The organism is Candidatus Zixiibacteriota bacterium (genome assembly GCA_036397555.1).
Taxonomy (GTDB): Bacteria; Zixibacteria; MSB-5A5; order WJJR01; family WJJR01; genus DATKYL01.
Window position 1 is genome coordinate 22,451 of record DASWIS010000030.1, and the last position, 13,379, is coordinate 35,829.

Here is a 13,379-nt window from a genome sequence, read left to right on the forward strand (position 1 = left end):
TGTCGTTTTCACCACGGCGGCGGTGCAGAAGTTCCCAGCCCCGGACCCAAAAGACAGGCATTCAGGAACAGACGTTTGGTGCCGTGGAAGTATGAGCGGAAATATGGGCTGTCGGCAAACAGAATCACCTGGCCTTTGCCCTTCGATTCGCGCGTGGCGTAGGCGGTGTTGGCCCAGCGTTCGCGCGATTCGGGCCAGAGCAGTCCGGCCATGCGCATCGATCCGGCGTCGGCGATCCGTGCCGCCGCCTGTACCGGCGGCTTGACCATGAGCGCATCCTTGGTGTACACGATTGCGCTGGCCCGTCCGGCGGCGCCGAAAGTCAGCCAATGTTCCGAATTCAGCTCCAGTTGCATGATGACGCCGCGTGGCTGGAACAGACGCGCGCGGTCATCGCGATGTCGCAACGCGTCCGCGTCTTTAGTGTCGGCTTCTTTATCCTCGCGCTTGTCGCCGGGCTGTTTACCGGCGGACCAATTCCACACCGCGTTGGAGTCGACGGTGGCGGTCCGGGCCGCCCGCTCTTCGGCGACCGCGCGCTCGTACGCGCTCAAGTCTTCCAGGACGTCGCCGCGCTCACGGGCCGCCGACAGGCCGCTGGACGAGTCGGCACAGAAAAACGCCGATGATCCTTCGGCGATGAGCGTCCCGCCCTGCTCGACCCATGTGGAGAGCTTCTTGGCTCCCTCGTCGCCGATGCGGGATGACGGATCGCCCCAGTACGACGGCAGGATCAGGACATTGAACGCAGAGAGGTCGTAGTCGGAAAGCTGTCCGACATCCAGCAGCGACATCCGTGACCGCAACTCGAAGTCGAGCAGGTACCACAAGACGCCCACCGACGTGAAATCATGATCGGACCCGATGAACATCCCGATGCGCGGCGCCCGCAAGACTTCAAACAGGTCCGAACCGAGATCCGGGTCTCCGGACGAATAGTTTGTCGAGGAACCGATGATGGTGACGCCGGTCTCCCCGGCAATCGCGCGCAGCGCCTCTTCCAGATCGGGGCCGTTCTCGTGCTTTCGCAACAGCAATGTCCCCGCCGCGAACTTCTGTTCCTGATGGACAAAGGGACGCAGGGACGCCCGTACCGACAGTCCTGCATCGAAGATGCGCACCAGCGCATTCATGCTGCGGTCATCGATCGTGGGAATCAGAAAGCCGTAGGTGGGCTCGGGATTTAACACTTTTCCCCGGCCCGGTGACGGCGGCTCAAGGACCGCTTCGGATGCGGCGGCGGGGATGGACGCCGCGTACGTGATGTCCAGATCATACGCGAGCGCCAGCGACCAACTGGTGACCTCATACAGCCGCGTGTCGTTGCCCTTCTCCACCTCGCGCCGTTCCTCCTGCAGGAATTGGGGCGACAGATGCGGATCGAACTCGAGCATGGCCTTCGCCAGCAGCCCGCGCGGTTGCTGCAGAGGGATCAGGTATGTTCCGGCGGGAAAAGTCCGGCGGGCCTTCTTGCTGTACCCGTCGACGACGTCCGCCGCAAACGACGACGTGGCGCGTATCAGTTGCAATCCGTGACGCAGTATCGTGGAGACGAAGCGATGCTCGCGTCCGGTGTTCTCTCCGGGCGCCAGGATGAATGCCCCACGCAATCCCTCATGACGACCGGTGATGCCGTCGCGGTGGAAATCGGCATAGTCCGACAACAGGCGTGCCCGGTTTTGGGCGGCGGTCTGCAAGTTGGCCAGCGAACTGACAGTCTGCTGCGCGACGCACTGGCTGTAGTGAAGCACGTCGCCGGAGTACTTCCTGACCGGTGAGCCGCCGGTGCCCGCCTGTTCGTAGAGGATGCCGATCGCGCCGGTGAACAGGGTCCAGGCGGAGCCGTACCCCGGATACCACTCTTCATGCCAGTCGCCGGTGTAGTAGCTCCAGCCGCGTTGATCGAATGCGCGTCCCTGATCGGCGGCGAAGACATCCCACCAGCGACGGATAGTTTTGGTGATGTTGGCGTTGAGGGGCTCGCGCCCCGGCGAGAACAAGTAGGTGCTGTAGGCGCCCATTTCGTGCGCGTCGACAGCGATTTGCGGACTCCACGCATTGATGACGCTCACGCGCGCGTTGGTTTCGGGATGCACCAATGGCAGCCAGTCGCGATTCAGATCGAAGAGATAGTGATTGGCCCTCCCCCACGGCCAGAATCCCTCATGCTGCAAATCGCGCGCGTAGCTGCTGGGGACTGCACCAGTGTAGGCATACACCTGCGCGAGGTAGCGTTCGCGACCATCGGGATTCTGCGACGGATCGATGAGCGTGACGACATTCTCCCGGATCCGGCGCGTGTCCTCATCGGTGGCGGCGGCCAGATGGTACGCCGTCCACAGCGCCGCATCGACGCCGGAAATTTCATCGCCGTGAATCGAGTACCCCATCCACGCGACCGCCGGAGTGCCCGAGACGATGTCCTGCTCGCCGGGGATCGTCCCATCCAGGTTTGGGCGTGTCAATCGCGCGAGGTCCGCGCGGATGCTCTCGCGTTGGGCGATGTTGTCCTCATGGCTGACAATAAACGTGTACAGCGTGCGGCCCTCGTAAGTGCGTCCGATTTCGATCATCTCCACACGCGGCGACATGTCCGAGAGGACGCGCAGGTAGTTGATCGCTTCATTATAACGCGTCGGACGCGACCCGAGCGGGTATCCGAGAACGCTGTCCGGCGACGGGACCGCCGGGTCATACGTCGTCTCCGTGAAGTAATCGGCGACTGCGCCTTCGGAGAGCAGCGGCCACTGGCCGGCGTTGGCATCGGTTGCCACCAACAGCAGCAGTCCCACCGCGATCGTGGTCCAACGGCATCCCGCCGGAGTGCCCAATCCGAACATCATGCGATCACCTCGCCTCATTGCCTTCGCTCCGATTCCTTGTGCGTGACGACGACGCGACAATATCGATGCACGATGAGTCGGCGGCAACCATGATTAACGCCGCAGGGTGCCCCGGACCGTGCGGCGTGTTGGAAAAACCTACTTCAATGTCACCCCGAGCGAAGCGAGGGGTCTCGATGCGCGCGTGGCTGCCGACAACTCGTTGGAGATTCCTCGCCCGAAGGGCTCGGAATGACTCCGGAGAGAGGATCGTCCCGATCAAACGCGAATCACCGAGGGGAGGTTTTTCAACACGCCCCTTGGTCCGGATTTCAAGGAATCGCCGAAAAGCAACTCCAGGCAAAAGAAAACGGGGACCGCATCACACGGTCCCCGTCGGAACAGAAGACTCAACGGCTTCTACAGCTCGCCCGCGTCGACCAGCATGACATCGCCCATATTCAGTTCGCGGATGCCGGCTTCGATGGTCTTGCGGTCGCCGACGACCACCACGACCATGTTGTCGGGCGCCAAATACTTCTTGGCGGCCGCGGTGGCGGCTTCACTCGAGACGGCGTTGATGCGGCTTTCATAGGTCTTCCAGTCGTCCATCGGCAGCTCATACTGGAAGATCGATCCAAGCTGTCCGGCGATGCCCGAGAAGTTCTCGAAGTCCTGCGGGAACCCCTTGATGAGGTTGTTCTTGCTGTCCTGCAGCTCGGTGGTCGTCAACGGACGTGTCGTGGCGATGTCGCGGATTTCCTTGAGCATTTCGACGATCGCGGGCTTGGTCGCATCGGTCTGCACCGACGCATACGAAACGAACGGACCCGTGCCGCTGCGCGACCAGACGAATGAGAACGCGCCGTAGGCATATCCCTTGTCTTCGCGCAGATTCAGATTGATGCGGCTGGTGAATTGCCCGCCGAGCACATTGTTCATCACGTTCATCGGCGTCCAGTCGGCATGATTGCGCGGCATGCAGGGATGGCCGCAGACGATCACGCTCTGGGCGGCGCCGGGCTTGTCGACGATATACACCTTGGTGCTGGCCGGACGCGCGACATCGGGGACGGTTGCCGTCGCAACGGTGCCCGGCTTCCAGGAGCCGAATGCCTTCTCCATTTTGGTCTTGGCCTCGTCGAGCGTTATGTCGCCGACGACCACGATCGCCGCGTTGTTCGGGTAGTAGTTGGCCTGGTAGAAACCGACCAGATCCTCGCGCGTGATCGCATTGATCGAGGCCTCGGTGCCCGATCCCGTGTACGGCTGTGCGTACGGGTGCCCCTCCGGATACAGCATTTTCTGGAATGCCTTGATCGCGGTCTGCACCGGCTGCTTGGACTCCTGCTGAATCCGTCCAAGGTAGAGCGTGCGCTGACGCTCCAGTTCCTCGGCGGGGAACGTCGGATTCAACGTGACGTCGGCCATGAGCGCCAAAGCCCCGTCGAGGTTTTTCTTCAAAACGTTCAGACTGACCGTCGAACCGTCAAAAGAACTGCTGGTACCGAGACTGGCGCCCAGGCGCTTTTCTTCATCGGAAATCTGGAGCGCGTCGCGCGTCCTGGTGCCTTCATTGAGCAGTTCGGCGCACATGGCACCGGCGCCCGGACGATCGGCGGGATCGGACGCCCAGCCGCTCTTGAGCACGAGATTGGCCTGCACGAGCGGGAGCTTGTGGTTTTCGACGAGAAACACTTCGAGGCCATTGGAGAGCTTTGCGCTCTTGATCTCCGGCGGCGTGAAAGTGGGCTCGTCGCCGGGACCGGGCTGCGCCGTCCAATCGGGTGCGGTTTCGCTCTCCGCCAGTGTGCCCTGCGGGACGATCGTGAAAATGACGCGGCGATTCATGTCGAGATATTGCCGCGCATAGGCCATGACGTCGTTGACGGTCGGCTTGGTGTACCGCTCGGCATCCCATTGCAGCTTGCCGGGATCGCCGAGCATGGTGTTGTACTCATTGAGCTTGTCGGCACGACCGCCGAACCCGCCGACCGCCTGCAGGCGGCGGATGAAACCGGCCTCCCAGGTCGTTTTCGCCTGCGCCAACTCATCGGCTGTGACGCCCGACGACATCACGTTCCTGAGGATGCCGTCGACCGCCTCTTCCATCTCGGCCAGGGTGTGGCCGGGCTTGGCGGTCACGACGATGTTGAACGTGCTGGACAGTTCACCGGACGACTGGTAGGCCTGCACGTCCTGGGCGATCTGACGGTCATAGACGAGCGACTTGTACAGCCGCGAGTTTTTGCCGTCGGCCAGAATGTTGGCCAACAGATCAAACTCGGCATCGCCGGGCTTGTAGTAGCCGGGCGTGTGCCACGCCATGTACAGACGCGGCAGCTCGACATTGTCCTGGGCCGTGCCGCGCTTGACGCCATCCAACTGCGGAATCCAGTTGGTCAGACGGTCGACCGCCGGACCCGGAGGCAGCGGCGCGAAATACTTTTCGACCAGACGCTTCGCCTCGGCCGGATCGAAGTCGCCCGCGATGCACAGCGACGCATTCGCCGTATGATAGTATTGCTTGAAGAAATTGCCGACGTCCTCCAGCGACGCCGCGCTCAGATCGTCCATACTCCCGATCACGGTCCACGAATAGGGGTGATCATCGGGATAGAGCATCGGCAACATCAGCTCGTAGGACTTCGCATACGGCTGGTTGTCCAAACCCTGCCGGCGCTCGTTTTTGACGACGTCGCGCTGGTTATCGAGCTTTTCCTGGGTCATCGCCGGCAGCAGGAACCCCATGCGGTCGGCTTCGAGCCAGAGCGCCAGCTCCAGGTAGTTGCTCGGGACGTTTTCCCAATAGTTGGTGCGGTCTTCCGAGGTGGAACCGTTGATGGCGCCGCCGACTTTCTCCAGCGGCTCGAAGTACTCCGAATCGTGATGCTCCGATCCCTGGAACATCATGTGCTCGAAGAGATGCGCGAAGCCGGTGCGCCCGATCTCCTCGTTCTTCGAGCCGACATGGTACCACACATTGACCGCAACCATCGGGATCGCAGGATCCTGATGCAGGATCACATCCATGCCGTTGGGCAACGTGTACTTCTCGAATTCCAGTTTCGGCAGATCGGCCGACAACACCGGCGCGGCGAACAGCAGCGCCAATGCAACGACAACCAGCCCGATACGCGAGGCATTCATCCTCGACTCCTTGGTGGAAGGTTTTAAGTTTCTTCTATGCCTAAATCTGAAGGTATCCCCAACGAACGCCGTAATCGTGGCGCGGAAACATACAACATGCAGTAACGGGGGCCAAGAATCAAGTGCTCCGTGGGATGTCAAAACATTGTAAGCCGCCGTGGCTCAGGCCATTGGCACGACGGAGTAATGCGACACTCTAAGCACGGGGACGGCCAGAACCATATCGTGGTCCCCTGCGGCTTAGACGGTCCAGTCGGGGAAATGTTGCGCACGGTCTCACGAATCGTGCTCGTCCCAGAAAGTGCGAATGTGATCCCACGCCTCGTTGGCGGTCTCGGCGAATTTGAAGAGATGGATGTCATCGGGGTCGATGACGCCCTCCAGCACGAACTCCTCGAAGTTGACGATCCGGTCCCAGAACTCCCGTCCCATCAGCACGATCGGCAGTTCGGGGACTTTACGGGTTTGCACCAGCGTCAGGGCCTCGAACAACTCGTCCATGGTCCCATAGCCGCCGGGGAATGCGACGAGTGCCTTGGCCCTCAGCATGAAGTGCATCTTGCGGATGGCGAAGTAGCGAAACTGAAAGCACAACTCCGGCGTGATGTACGGATTCGGTTCCTGCTCATGCGGCAGCGTGATATTCAGCCCGATGCTCTCCGCGCCGATTTCCCACGCGCCGCGATTGGCCGCTTCCATGATGCCCGGCCCGCCACCGGTGACGATCACGAAGTCCTGATCGCCATTGCCGCGTTTATCGGTCGAGACGATCTTGGCGAACGAGCGTGCTTCGTCGTAGAAACGCGACTTCGCCAGAATGCGTCGTGCCGCCTCTACGCGCATTGCCAGACGCGGCTCGCCTGGGTTCGCCGCGACGGCGGATTCGGCCTTGCCCAAGCGGCGCTTGGCCTCCTCGGGATGAACGATGCGCGTGCCGCCGAAGACGACGATCGTCGAACGGATCCGCCGCTTGCGCAGCGCCAATTCCGGCTTGAGCAGTTCCAGTTGCAGGCGCACCGGGCGCAGCTCATCGAGATTGAGAAACTCGATGTCCTCGTATGCCTTGATGTACGCCTGTGAGTCGTCCCACCAACGATCATGCGGCTTGTGGTTTTCTGTCATACTCGTTCGTGCTCCCTGGCGGTGTCTGTTCCAAAACGAAGTCTGATACAAAGCCCTGTCAGGCACAGAAACAAGAAAACCGGCGGGGCGGTCGCGCCTCACCGGTCGGATAGGTACGGCAGTAATCTTACCGCAGCAACGTCATCTTCCGCGTCATGACCTGCTCGCCCGCCTGCAAGCGATAGAAGTACACGCCGGAGGCGGCACGTCTGCCCCGGTCATCCTCGCCGCTCCAGTAAACCGAGTGACGCCCCGGATCGCAGGGCTTGTCCATCAGCCGCGTGACATGCCGTCCGAGGATATCATAGACATCCACGCGCGCGTCGCACGCCACCGGCAGCGAGAAGCGGATGACGGTGGAGGCGTTGAAGGGGTTGGGGTAGTTTGGGGAAAGCTGCCAATCGGTCGGAGCGTGCTCGACACGTGCCAATTCGCCATACCGGACGCAATCGTACCCCGTAACGACGTCCCCATGGGATGTCAAACCGCTAAACCCAATCGGCAGAGTCAAACCGACGTTCGGCGTGCCGAGGGTTGAAAGCATCGCCTCGCGCGCGAAATACAATATTAGATCTGTGTGGCCATCGGCCTCAGGCGGATGGCACGGGCACCGGTCGGCATCGATCGTGGATGCGTTCGTCGCCACATCGTCGTACTCCCAATGCAGCGCGGCGATATCGCCTTGTCTGAAAGATTCCGGCCGAAACTGCGCCACGTCGATGCTTGGCGAGCCAAGAACCGCAACCCTGACTTCGCCAGTGTCCGACTTGGCATTGAGCGCTCCAGGGCATTGGCCCGGTTCAATGTCGAACTGTACAATGAGCAGCGGGCGATTCACATCGGGAGAAAACCCGTCGGATCGCAGGCGCACAACCTTTGGCAACGGCACGACACACTCGCCGACGACCCCGAACTCATCATGAACCGTAATGCGCACCGTGGTGTCTGCGGGGGTCAGGAATGATCCGGCGGGCGGATCCTGCTCCTTGCGGAGTATGCCATCGACGGCGCATGCCGTAACCTCACGCGCATAATCCGGCACGACCGGCGCGTCGCCGTAGCGGACGAAGAGATACATCGGGGACGGGCAATCGATATGCAGCGGTGTGCGTTGAACGATGCGAACATGGGCTGTGCAGGTGTCCTCGAGCGGACGGTCGCTGACCACGAGCTGAACATCATACTCGCCGGGTCCGCGCCAGCGCCGGTCGATAACTCGGAGTGAGAGATTGTCTCCGTCGGGATCGTAACTGCCCCCGTCGACAAGTTTCGGCTCCATGAACACAGTACAGGCGGAATCCAATTCGATGGTCGTGTCCCGACAGACGGCAACGGGCCGTGTGTTGTCCCGGACATCGACAGTCGCCGGACACGTGTCGGACAATTCCCCATCGGACACGATTAGCACGACATCGTGAATTCCCTCCGCCAACCATCCGTCGGGCACGACGGCCAGGCTCACTCGGTCTCCGTCGGGATCATACGAGCCGTCGTTCACTCTCGAAGCAAATACTCGCGTACCGCCGGATGTGTCACTGCGAATGATCACATCGTGGCATTGCGCGACAGGGCGACGGTTATCCAGGACCGTCAACTGAGATTGACAACTGTCATTGAGCACACCATCTGAGACAACAAGAGTGACTTGGTGTTCACCCGGTTCCCAAGCCCCGTGAGGAATCAACCAATAGCCGATCGGATCGCCATCGGGATCAAACGATCGACTGCCAATCACCGCGGCGCTGACTTGCACCGTCGGCATGGCCCCCGTCCCTATGGTGGTATCATGACAGACGGCAATAGGAGGCAGATTCGGGCGCATCGCACCGACGGTGACCATGCCGGGCTGAAACCGCGGGAAAAGCAGGCCCCGAATATTCGCCGGGGCGAGCGGAACAAATGAGAATTTATTCGCGGGCGCAACACAGCACGTGTCGATCTTGAAGCGGCCAGTGACCTCGGTGACATCAAAGTGCAACAGAATCGACGGCTCACCCGACTGATCGTTGCCCTCCGGCAGCGGATTGCCGCTTGCCACGATCCCGACCCACATGAAGGCATCAGGGCTCTCGAAGAACCCCGGCTGACTTGTTGATCCTGATTGCTCTGACCAAGCGTAAGACTCCGGGCAGATTCCCTGACCTGTGTATCCGACTGGTCCACGCGGCTCCCCATAGTAGTAAAGCCCCCCAAACTCCATCAGTCCGGACAGTATCACACGCCCCTGAGAGACGACTTCGAACCGCTCGCGGATGAACGATCCTTCTTCAATCGATCGGATCTCAAGCGGCACCACGACTCCCAAAAGCGGTTCATCATTACTCAGATACACCCCGACCCTGACATCCGTGGCCCCCGGCTCGACGTGCTTCGATTCGACGATGACGGAGTTCTCCGCCCCGGCGGGACCGGCGATCAACAGCAGCAGGGCTGCGGCCATTCGGACGACCTGTCGATTCGGGTCCGCTTTCATCTCGATACCCCTCCCCCGGTTCTTGTCCCTATCCAGGAACACATACAAATAAGGCGCCCCGCTATTCCCGGAAAGGATATTCAAAGTAAAACGCCGGCGGCACGCAGCGGCTGTCAAAACGTTGGGCGCGGCCGCATAAAGAAACCGGGGTGGGATCGCTTGATCCCACCCCGGTTTGGTATGGCTTGGTTCCACCGACTACGGACAACTGGTCGGGTACGGCGTACACAGACACGGATCGCAGATCCGATTCGGGTCGCCGTTGCGGAACGCGATGTCGACGAGCAGCACGACGTCGAAGACGTTCACCGTTCCGTCACAGTTCGCATCTTCGCACGGCACCGCCACTGACGGCACGCAGTTCGGGAAGAATGCGGATGCGCCGGCACGGAACGCCACATCGACCGCCTTGACGACATCGAAGACGTTGATGACGCCGTTGCAATCGGCACAGTCACCGTGGCACGAGCAGTCGCATGCGATGAAGCAGATCGGCAGCCCGTTGCAGGTCTGGTACCCGCCGCAGGTCGGGATACCGGCGCACGTCGTGATCGGCGCGCAAGTATTGGTCCCCGGACACGTGACCGCACCCTGGCAAGTGAGCTTCGCCCAGCAGGTGAGCGTCCGATTACAAGTCGGATTGCCGGGGCAGGTGCCCGCGCCCACGCAGGTGATCATGCCCGCCGCGCAGGTTTGGAATCCGCCGCAGGTGTTGGTACCCGGACAGCTCGCGGCTCCGGTGCAACTGGCCGTATTGGAGCACGTCGGCGTGTTCGGGCACGTGTGCGCCCCATCACATGTCGCCGTGAAGTGGCACGTCGTGAACCCTTCGCACGTGATGTTGTTGAAGCAGGTCACGTGTTCCGGACACGTCGGGCCGCCCGGACAGGTCGTGTTCCAGCAGGTCTCCATGTCAACGCATGTCGGCGTCCACTGGCACGTGTTCATCCAGCAGCAAGTCGGCTGAATGTCGCAGGTGACTCCCGCCGGATCGCACGTGAGGTACCCAACGCAACTGGCCATGCCTACGCATGTCTCGAAGCCGACACAGGTGATTTGCGTCTGTCCGCAGGTCGGCGCCGGACGGCACGTCTGCGTGCCGTCGCAGGTCGGAACACCCGGTGAAGTCGCCGATTTGCAGGTCGGACCGCTGCCGCAGGTCGCGGACCCCTCGCAGGTATTGAAGCCCGGACAGGTATAGAAGTCCCGACACGTCGGCTGACCCGGACAGGTCTGCGTTTGACACGTCTGCGTTCCCGCGCATGTCAGACCACCATGGCAGGAGCTGAATCCGCCGCATGTCGGCCCGTCGGTGCTGCAGGAAATCGAATTGATGCAGGTGACCGAACCGTCGCAGGTGATAAAGTACGGACACGTCGATTCACCGAAACACGTGGGACCGAACGTGCCGCACGTTACAAGACCCTCACAGGTCACCAGCCCGAAGCAACTCGGCGTGCCCTGGCATGAGGCGGTATGGACACAGGACGGCTGATCCGGACAGGTGATCGTACCCGGACAGGTCGTCGTGCCGTTACAGGTGAAAGTGCCCGGACAGGTCGAAATGCCGAAACAGGTAAACGACGACCCGCACGAGATCGTGCCGAAGCATGTCCCGGTTCCCGGACACGTGTTCCAGTCGCTGCACGTGATATAGATCGGGCAGGTACTGGCGCCCACGCAACTGGCGAAGGTCCCGCATGTGGATTGTCCGACAGCGCACGAGGACATCGAGCCGCAGGTGTGATGCGGGTCGCACGTCGGCGTTCCATAACACGACGCGTCCCCGCGACAGGTAAACTGGCCCGGACAAGTGTTGGCGCCCGGACAGGTTCTGGAGCCCTGACATGTTTGGCCCCAGCCCGCGCAGGTGTTCACGTCGGCGCAGGAGAAGCTTCCCGGGCACGTGGTTGTGCCGTCGCAGGTGAGCGCGCCGCCCGGACACGTCTGCTGATCGCAAGTGAACTGGAAGACGCATGTCGGCGCGTTCGGACAGGTGTTCGCCCACGCGCAGGTCAGAGTTCCCTGACAGGTCGGCCCCGTCGCACCATCGCATGTGAGCGTGTTGCACGTCGGGTTGCCGATGCAGGTGGTAAAACCGGTGCAACTGGCCATACCCATGCATGTCGGCAGGGCTTCGTTGCACGTCGTTGTTCCCGGACAGGTCGGCTGACCCGGACAGGTACCGACGGAGGCACAGGTCAATTGCTCGCTGCCGCAGGTGGCCGATCCGATACACGTTGATGTTCCCGGACAACTCTGGTGCCCATCGCACGTCGGCGTGCCGTCGCAACTCTGGAACGTGTGGCATGTCGGCGCCTGATCGCATGTCGGTGCAGCGGGATCGCAGGTCGGCTGGCCCGGACAGGTCGCGGCCGCACCGCAACTGATGTAATGCCCGCATGTCGCCAGGCCGTCGCATGATGGCGTTCCCTGGCAGGTGATGTCACTGGCGAGGCAGGAGACCTGACCGTCGCATGTCATCCAGCCCGGACAAGTCGCGACACCCGCGCAGGAACTCCACTGCTGACACGTCGGCTGGCCGCCGCATGTCGGGTAATCCTGACAGGTGTGCGTGTTCCAACATGTCGAAGCGCCATCGCATGAGGGCGTGTTGTTGCATGTCGGGTAATGGAGACACGTGGGCTGATCATCGCAGGTCTGCGAGCCGCATGTCGATGAACCCGGACAGGTGATCGTCCCGTCGCAGGAGTCTCCGCCGGGACAGGTGAATTGACCCTGGCAGGTGTTGGTCGCGTCGCACGAGGCGGTGCCGGAACATGACGGCGATCCCGGACAGGAATTCTGACTCTCGCACGTGAAGGTCTCGCAAGTCGGGAATCCCGGGAAAGTCGGCGGCAGACAGTTGGGATCGTCTGCGCTACAGGTAAACTCGCCTTCGCATGTGGCGAATCCCGGGCAGGTCATCACGCCGAAACAGGTTTGTCCGCCGTCACAAGTCGGGGTGCCGTCACAGGTGGCGCCGCCGGTAAAGCACGATGGCGTCCCTTCGCAGGTCACCCACCCGACACAGGTCGGCTTGCCATCGCAGGTCGCCGTCGCACCTTCGCACGTCGGCGTGCCCTGATTGGTCACCAGCAGCGACGGGTCGCTGGGCTGATCGATGGCGGGCTGTTCGTCATCGGCAGCCGCCACCTCAACGGGCGCCTGCGAGCGGTCCCGTTCGTCAAGTTTGTCGACTGAGGTTTTGAGACTGTGTTCGAAAAGTGGAGACGGTTGTGGATCTTCCGCAGCCAGCGCCAGCGTGGGCGCCAGTGCCAAGCTCAAAGCGATGACGGCGATTATGGCGCCGCCACATGTACAAATGCACGCCCGAGCCCAGCGACTGCTACATCGCTCGATTACCCAAGTTACCATATACCACCTCCGGGATTCGCGTCCGAATCCACACTTGTAGAACCTTAGGGCTGTTAAATTCTGTAAAGAGTTCCGTAAAGACTGGACCCACCTCCAGTCGATTTTCCGGCTATCAATATGAGCAAAGAATTTGTCATGTCAAGCGCTAACTGCCCATTCTGCAACGGAATCAATCTGACAAAGCGACGTCGCCCAGCGCCCGGCCCGCCATCGAGAGACGGCCGGATGGTGGCCACCTGTAACACGTTAGTATATAGTGCCTTAATCGACCCTGTTGAACTTTTGGTATAGGAGCCCGGCGCGTTGCCTCCCCCCGTCCGGTCAGCCCACGGGCTGACCGGCACACGACAACAGGTAGGGTTTCAATGTGCGGGTCAGCCCTTGGGCTGACACCAGGCAGGATTGGGATCGGTACTGTGCGGGTCAGCCCTTGG

General features: G+C 61.4%; 5 protein-coding genes. All 5 read right to left on the bottom strand.

The genetic code is table 11. The features are described 5' to 3' along the window. Window positions 1-8: 8 nt before the first annotated feature. The gene (locus VGB22_09345; GenBank protein ID HEX9751471.1) at window positions 9-2,843 is read right to left on the bottom strand and encodes a M14 family metallopeptidase; all 2,835 of its coding nucleotides are present in this window, start codon (window positions 2,841-2,843) and stop codon (window positions 9-11) included. A 399-nt stretch (window positions 2,844-3,242) separates the two neighbouring features. After that, window positions 3,243-5,972 (bottom strand): pitrilysin family protein, encoded by a 2,730-nt coding sequence (locus VGB22_09350; protein ID HEX9751472.1) that lies wholly within the window; start codon window positions 5,970-5,972, stop codon window positions 3,243-3,245. 276 nt (window positions 5,973-6,248) lie between these two features. After that, the gene (locus VGB22_09355; GenBank protein HEX9751473.1) at window positions 6,249-7,094 is read right to left on the bottom strand and encodes a TIGR00730 family Rossman fold protein; all 846 of its coding nucleotides are present in this window, start codon (window positions 7,092-7,094) and stop codon (window positions 6,249-6,251) included. 127 nt (window positions 7,095-7,221) lie between these two features. After that, the gene (locus VGB22_09360; GenBank protein HEX9751474.1) at window positions 7,222-9,567 is read right to left on the bottom strand and encodes a T9SS type A sorting domain-containing protein; all 2,346 of its coding nucleotides are present in this window, start codon (window positions 9,565-9,567) and stop codon (window positions 7,222-7,224) included. A gap of 198 nt (window positions 9,568-9,765) precedes the next feature. Beyond that, on the bottom strand, window positions 9,766-12,849 hold the full coding sequence (locus tag VGB22_09365; protein HEX9751475.1) for a hypothetical protein: 3,084 nt from the start codon (window positions 12,847-12,849) through the stop codon (window positions 9,766-9,768). Window positions 12,850-13,379: the final 530 nt, after the last annotated feature.